Raw genomic sequence first — 6,910 nt, forward strand, 5'->3', positions numbered from 1 at the left:
TGGAAACGAGACTGGAAGTAAGCGAGGAAGATGGGTTAACCAATCCAGGAAGCTTTAGCAGCACCGGGGATGGTGTTGCAAATTATCTAAATGATCAGCAAACTGCATTCATCCAACATGAGGAATATATTATACATAACATTACAAGGAATTATGGTTATCTCGTAACACTACGCAATTTCAACCTCGAAAGAAAAGATAATGGATCTGGAGAAACCATTGGCTTTAGCTCCTACCAGTTGGGTATGCTGAATGAGACAAATATTCCATTCGAATTGTGTCCTAATACGGTTGAGAATTGTGATGATGAAGAAGAGGAAACAGACGAAACAGAAGAAACTGTTGAAGAAACTTCTAATTAAGCATTCTGAAACACATACACTTCGGTAGCGCCAAGTCCATATTTCTGGTAATCTGCATCGTAGAATTTTACGTTCGAGTATCTTCCTAAAAGATACTCCAGCTCCATTTTGAGAACACCTTCGCCCTTGCCGTGTATGAATACGATCTTCGGAATACGCTTCTGAATGGCGAATTCCAGTTTATGGCGGGCATGATCTAGCTGTAAATTCAGCATTTCATGGTTGTACATATGTCGGCTGGATTTTACCAACTGATGAATGTGCAGATCTACTTCCATAGGCGGGGCACTGCGCTCCTTCGGCTTGATTCGTTCAGATCTTCTAGGCTTATCAGGTGTTTTTTGCCTGATTACCTGCTCCATATCGAAATCTGATACATCTTCAATGGCAAGTGAATCTTCGATCTTTACCAGTTCCTGCGCTTCAAAGTTCATCAAGAATCCATCTTCAGTCTTTATAGTAATACTATCATTCTGAACATCCTGAACTACACCAGCAAGGGCATCATCGATCACCTCTACTCTATCTCCTCTTTTCAGCATCATTTATCACTTTCATTTTGGCCTTCATGATCATCTTTAGTCGCAACCCAGAAGTTAGTCGCACGATAAAGCCCAAGCATAATAATGATTAGACCTATTATTTTAAAGTACGGACTTACATCATCAACAGATATGGCATAAAGAAGCAGCGCACCACCAAGAAAGATAAGTATCGTATTTATAACCTGAGAATTATTCATTTTCAAACAATTAAATCATATTACAGAATTTGGCGAATTCGATTTATGATTACATTTATTGCAAATTTATAGCTTTCGTGAAGCACACCTTGCTTTTTCTGCTGATTTTTAGTGCGGGTTCTGTATTTGCACAATTATCTGTCACATCTTCTGCGGAAGCAGAACACTACGTCTATGTCCAAAACAGGCTGCTTTACGTAGAGAAGGAAATTTCTATAGATCAGAAAGATCCTGGATCGAAAGCAGGCGTATACCTTCGTAACAATGCCGGACTGCTGCAGGGAGAAACGGATTTTAATAAGAATACAGGCACTGGAAAACTTTCAGTTTACCAACGTGGCAGATCTTCAGCTTTCGATTATAATTACTGGAGTTTACCTGTAGCCGTTAGAAATACAGAACAAAGGGTAGTCGATTATATATTCGCACCAAAAGATGTCTTAAACTCCGATAAAGCATCTCTTATTTCAGATCTAAACGGTACATCCAATCCACTGCAAATATCGAATAGATGGCTTTATGCATTCTCCGGAACCGGTTATTCAAACTGGCAGTATCTGGGAAATCAATTCGATCTTCTGCCAGGCGAAGGTTTCAGCATGAAAGGGGTGAATGGTATTAATCTCGGTATGATTAAATCTGAAGCAATTAATCCCGGAAATGCCCAGCTTTACGATTTTAGAGGCATCCCAAATAATGGTCTAATTGAAATACCTATAAAAAAAGACCAGATTCTGCTTATTGGAAATCCTTATCCCTCATTGTTTGATCTGGATCGATTTTTACTTGAAAATAAAGCTACTACAGGAATTGCTTATTTCTGGGATTCCAAAGCTGAAGTTAATTCTCATTATCTTTCAGATTATGTAGGAGGCTATGGCACATATTCACCTGGTTTAAGACAATACGCACCACCAATTTTCAGAAATGAATCTGGTGCAGAGCTTTTTCGAGGAGCAGAAGTCAATAGGAGTCCGTCGCCAATTGGCCAGGGATTTATGGTTATTGGAAAGCAGGATGGAATATTACGCTTCACAAACAGTCACAGGATCTATAAGGGTGATGATCAAATCCCGATCTTCAAGAATACACAGGAACAAGGGAGCACCACTCTGACTTTGAAAATTACCTTTAATTCTTTACACGAAAAAAACCTGATACTTGGCTTTGATGACAGATCTACAGAGCTGGTCGATCATGGAATGGACGCTAAAAGTATGGAACAGAAATCAAATGACATTTTCTGGGACCTTAACGATATCAATTACGTTATAAATGTTCAGCCGAAAATTGATGAGAAATTGATTCCGCTACTACTTCAACTGAAGGAAAATACAGAAGTGGAGTTTAGCATTTCAGATCTACAAAATTTTGATCCAGACAGGGTCTTTATATATGATGCCGTACAGAATTTGTATTTCGGAATTCGTTCTGGCAGTTTAAGTTTAAGCCTTCCAGCAGGACACTATAAAAACCGGTTTTATCTGAGTTTCATTGAAAATTTACCTGAAGAGCAGGAAGAAAATTCGGAAGAGATTGATGAATCCGAAAGTAATGAAGAGCAGCAAAATACTGACGAAGGTTCTACCGAAGACAGTAATTCTCAGGATCCTGAGACAGAAGATTTGAAAGTATTCGACTCCAAACCACCACGCGTTCTTCTTAATTCCATAGAAATATTTCAAAATAACAAACAGGAGCAACTTGAAATAAAACTATTTTACGATAGCTGGATCACCCAGGTAAGCATGTATGATTTGCAGGGAAAGCAGGTATACCAGCAGGTTCTGCAAAACAGGGAAAAAGAATTTTTATATCCTACCGGTAATTTGAGTAATGCTATTTATATTGTGAAGGTAAAAACTCATGATCAAATAGAGATCAGCAAAAAAATAAGAATAAGTAATTGAGTTCGATAGAAGAATACATGCTACCCTGCCTGAACAAAAGCGTCTTTGGTATTGATTGTACCGGATGCGGAGCGCAGCGTTCTCTAGCATTATTGCTTGAAGGTAGTTTTGAAGCCGCTTTTTACATGTATCCTGCCATATATAGCATCATTCTATTACTAGTCTTTGTCGTTTTCAATCTGTTCTTTAAATTCCGGCATGATCATACTATCAAAATTGGTCTTATAATTTTTAACGGGTTCATCATCGCCGGAGCTTACCTGTACAAAATGTTTTATATATTTAATTAACCAATAACTAACTACCAATGGAACAAAGAGAATTACCAAATTCAACCCTAATCCTCGTCTTCGGAATTTTATCAATCGTAGGCTGCTGCTGCTATGGAATTGCCGGAATCATCTTCGGTATTATCGCATTAGTGATGTCTAAACGTGCAATGGAAATTTACAATACAGACCCTCACTTATACACGGGATATAATAACGTGAAGACTGGGAAAATCCTGGCAATTATAGGTCTTGTACTTAGTGGGATTTCTATTCTAATTACCATCGTAAGTTTAATTGTCTTCGGCGGTATGGAAGGTGTAGAAGAAATGCAAAGAGAGATTTTAAGAGAATATGGTGGATAATAATCTTTTGAGTGAAAATAAAAAAACCCACTATTAAGCGGGTTTTTTTATTGATAGAAATGCCATTACTTTTCGAATTGCTTAAGAGTTTTGACAATAATATTGACACAATCTCTCAATTGCTCTTCATTCATAACCAATGGTGGAGCAAAACGAATAATATTACCATGCGTTGGTTTAGCCAGTAAACCGTTTTCTTTAAGCGCCATACAAATATCCCAGGCAGTTGTACTATCTGGAGAATCGTTTATTACGATAGCATTTAGCAGTCCGCGTCCTCGTACAAGTTCCACAATATTGCTTTCTTTAATGTAATCATCTAGCAATTGTCTAAATAAATTACCTAGTTTTCTGGCATTCTGAATAAGGTTCTCATCTTTAACTACATCCAGAGCTGCAACAGCGACTGCAGCGGCAACCGGGTTACCTCCAAATGTAGAACCATGCTGTCCAGGTTTTATAACTTCCATTACTTCATTATCTGCAAGTACTGCAGATACTGGGTAATTCCCTCCAGAAAGTGCTTTACCTAAAATAAGAATATCAGGTTTGCTATAAGTTTCTTCCTGTCGTTCGCAGTGATTTTCACAGGTACAGGGACCACAAACAGCCAAAAGACCACCAGTTCTGGCAATACCTGTTTGTATCTCATCTGCCATGAATAAGACATTATTTTTGTTACAGATCTCCTTCACTCTTCTCATATAATCATCTGTAGGCGTATAAACACCTGCTTCACCCTGAATTGGCTCAATAAGGAAACCAGCGATATTCGGATTATTTTCTATTGCTTCCTCCAGGGCATCTACATCATCATAATTGATCTTGATAAAACCAGGTGTATAAGGACCAAAGTTCTTACGGGCTCCCTCGTCATTCGAAAAAGAAATGATCGTAGTGGTTCTTCCGTGGAAATTATTTTCAGCAACAATGATCTGCGCTTCTGTTTCTTTCACACCTTTTTTCTCATAAGCCCACTTACGTGCAATTTTGATAGCTGTTTCAACTGCCTCTGCACCGGTGTTCATTGGTAAGATCTTGTCAAAACCGAAATACTCAGTAGCATATTTTTCATAGGCACCAAGAACATCATTATGAAAAGCTCTTGAAGTAAGAGCCAGTTTGGACGCCTGTTCGTACATTGCACCAACAATCTTTGGATGACAATGCCCCTGATTTACTGCGGAATAAGCCGATAGAAAATCATAATATTTTTTGCCTTCAACATCCCAGACATGAACACCCTCTCCCTTACTTAATACTGCAGGTAACGGATGGTAATTATGGGCTCCATGTTGATCTTCCAGTTGTATCGCTTCAGCTGAAGAATTGACTTTAGGTAATGGCATGTTAGTTCTTAATTTTTTGAATTAGTGTTTGGTTATTCCTACTTTTCCGCTTGAATTAGCGCTATTTGGAGAGAAATCATCCTTTAAATTGGTATTGCTGCAAATTACTAAATGTTTGCTGAAAATTTCAACTGGCCTCTCTTTAAATCTTGTTAATTATCCTATTTTTGCGCTATGGCAAGAAGAAACAAGAACAAGTTATTTACTGAAATTGAAGTGGTAGATGCCGGAGCTAAAGGTAAGGCAATTGGCAAGTCTCCAGATGGTAGAGTAATCTTTATAGACAATGCTGTTCCTGGGGATATAGCAGATATTCAAACTACCAGAAAAAGAAAATCATATTACCAGGGAACTGCAGTAGAGTTCCATAAACTTTCAGATAAAAGAACAGAACCAGTTTGCCAGCATTTTGGAACCTGTGGAGGTTGTAAATGGCAGAATATGGATTATAAGTTTCAGCTTGAATATAAAGAAAACGAGGTGATCAATAATCTACAGCGCCTTGGTAAAATTGAATTGCCTGAGGTAACTCCAATTCTTGGGAGCGAAGAGATTTATTTTTACCGGAATAAAATGGAGTTCTCCTTCAGTGACAGTAGGTGGCTCACCATGGATGAAATTCAAAGCGGTGAAAATATTGAAGATCGAAATGCCCTTGGATTCCATATTCCGGGGATGTGGGATAAAATCCTCGATATCAAAAAGTGTCACTTACAGGCAGATCCAAGCAATGCCATCCGAAATTTCACCAGAGAATTCGCTACTAGTAATGATATCTCCTTTTTTAATACAAGAAACCAGGAAGGCTTGTTGCGAACCCTTATGATCAGGACCTCCTCTACAGGTGAGATCATGGTTTTGATTCAATTCTATTCAGAAGATAAAGCAAAGAGAGAATTACTTCTAAATGCGTTAAGCACGGAATTTCCTGAGATCACTTCCTTACAATATGTGATCAATAACAAAGGAAATGATACGATCTATGATCAGGAAGTCATCTGTTTTAAAGGTCGCGACCATATTTTTGAGGAAATGGAAGGTCTTAAATTCAAGATCAATGCTAAATCTTTTTACCAGACAAATTCAGAACAGGCTTACAATCTTTACAAGATCACACGGGAATATGCAGATCTTAAAGGTGACGAACTGGTGTATGACCTTTATACCGGGACTGGAACTATTGCACAATTTGTAGCTAAAAATGCGAAAAAAGTAATTGGGGTTGAAGCTGTTCCTGAAGCGATCAAAGATGCCCGGGAAAATGCTGAACGCAACAATATTGAAAATACAGAGTTCTATGTGGGAGATATGCGTAAAGTTTTTACTGAAAGCTTTATCGCAAAACATGGCAAACCTGATGTGATCATTACAGATCCACCACGCGATGGAATGCATAAAGATGTAGTAGCTCAAATACTGGGAATAATGCCTGAAAAAATTGTGTATGTTAGCTGTAATTCTGCTACACAGGCCAGGGATCTTTCTTTGATGGATGAACACTATAAGGTCACCAAAACAAGAGCTGTGGATATGTTTCCTCAAACACATCACGTTGAGAATGTTGTCCTTCTTGAAAAACGATAAAACTAATGAACACCAGGTTTTTACTTTTTGGCTTACTCACTTTGGTTTTTATTTCAGGATGCCAGAGAGATGATATTTGCCCGGAGTCGGCAGATATCACTCCATTTCTAATTCTTCGGTTTTACGATATTGAAGATCAGCAGTTGGCTAAAGCACCTCAGAATTTAAGTATTCGAGAGGTTGGAGATGATACCACTTTTGTAAGCATTAGAAGTAATAGCAGCACCCTAACCTATTTTAGATATTCACAGGATAGTATTGCGATCCCGTTACGAACGGATTCTGGTGAAACGAACCTTGAATTTATATTAAATACTGCGGAAACTCTT

General features: G+C 38.2%; 8 protein-coding genes and 1 pseudogene. 6 read left to right on the forward strand and 3 right to left on the reverse strand.

All coding sequences use genetic code 11. From position 1 onward, the window contains the following. A partial coding sequence (locus tag ACNKXS_RS14855) for a hypothetical protein (RefSeq protein ID WP_417921555.1) occupies positions 1 to 362 on the forward strand: 362 nt, incomplete at its 5' end. Here the strand turns inward: ACNKXS_RS14855 and ACNKXS_RS14860 are convergent. Together ACNKXS_RS14860 and ACNKXS_RS14865 are read right to left on the reverse strand one after the other, a co-directional pair. Continuing rightward, positions 359 to 907: a Smr/MutS family protein gene (locus ACNKXS_RS14860; protein WP_417921556.1), complete on the reverse strand. Its 549-nt coding sequence runs from the start codon at positions 905 to 907 to the stop codon at positions 359 to 361. The two genes, ACNKXS_RS14855 and ACNKXS_RS14860, sit on opposite strands and share 4 nt — an antisense overlap. After that, positions 904 to 1,104: a hypothetical protein gene (locus ACNKXS_RS14865; protein ID WP_417921557.1), complete on the reverse strand. Its 201-nt coding sequence runs from the start codon at positions 1,102 to 1,104 to the stop codon at positions 904 to 906. Before ACNKXS_RS14865 ends, ACNKXS_RS14860 begins: the two co-directional genes overlap by 4 nt. Positions 1,105 to 1,181: 77 nt before the next feature. Here ACNKXS_RS14865 and ACNKXS_RS14870 point away from each other — a divergent pair, with 77 nt between their 5' ends. Genes ACNKXS_RS14870 through ACNKXS_RS14880 form a run of 3 tightly spaced genes read left to right on the forward strand, consistent with a single transcriptional unit; the run spans position 1,182 to position 3,648 of the window. After that, positions 1,182 to 3,014, forward strand: a complete 1,833-nt coding sequence (locus ACNKXS_RS14870; protein ID WP_417921558.1) for a T9SS type A sorting domain-containing protein — start codon at positions 1,182 to 1,184, stop codon at positions 3,012 to 3,014. Further along, positions 3,011 to 3,304 carry a DUF2752 domain-containing protein gene (locus tag ACNKXS_RS14875; protein WP_417921559.1) on the forward strand — a complete coding sequence of 98 codons (294 nt, stop codon included), beginning with the start codon at positions 3,011 to 3,013 and terminating at the stop codon, positions 3,302 to 3,304. The genes ACNKXS_RS14870 and ACNKXS_RS14875 overlap by 4 nt, the downstream gene beginning before the upstream one ends. Before the next feature lie 17 nt (positions 3,305 to 3,321). Then, positions 3,322 to 3,648 (forward strand): CCC motif membrane protein, encoded by a 327-nt coding sequence (locus tag ACNKXS_RS14880; protein ID WP_295182344.1) that lies wholly within the window; start codon positions 3,322 to 3,324, stop codon positions 3,646 to 3,648. Positions 3,649 to 3,713: 65 nt separating this feature from the next. Here ACNKXS_RS14880 and rocD read toward each other — a convergent pair whose 3' ends face one another. After that, entirely contained in the window at positions 3,714 to 4,997 is a 1,284-nt protein-coding gene (gene rocD / locus ACNKXS_RS14885) for an ornithine--oxo-acid transaminase (RefSeq protein ID WP_417921560.1), read from the reverse strand. A gap of 174 nt (positions 4,998 to 5,171) precedes the next feature. Between rocD and rlmD the strand changes: the two genes are divergently transcribed. Further along, positions 5,172 to 6,581 (forward strand): 23S rRNA (uracil(1939)-C(5))-methyltransferase RlmD, encoded by a 1,410-nt coding sequence (gene rlmD / locus ACNKXS_RS14890; protein ID WP_417921561.1) that lies wholly within the window; start codon positions 5,172 to 5,174, stop codon positions 6,579 to 6,581. Between the two features lie 5 nt (positions 6,582 to 6,586). Next, positions 6,587 to 6,910 (forward strand): annotated as a pseudogene (locus ACNKXS_RS14895) (hypothetical protein); the annotation flags it as partial.

The sequence above is a fragment of the Christiangramia marina genome (assembly GCF_048285865.1).
Taxonomy (GTDB): domain Bacteria; phylum Bacteroidota; class Bacteroidia; order Flavobacteriales; family Flavobacteriaceae; genus Christiangramia; species Christiangramia marina.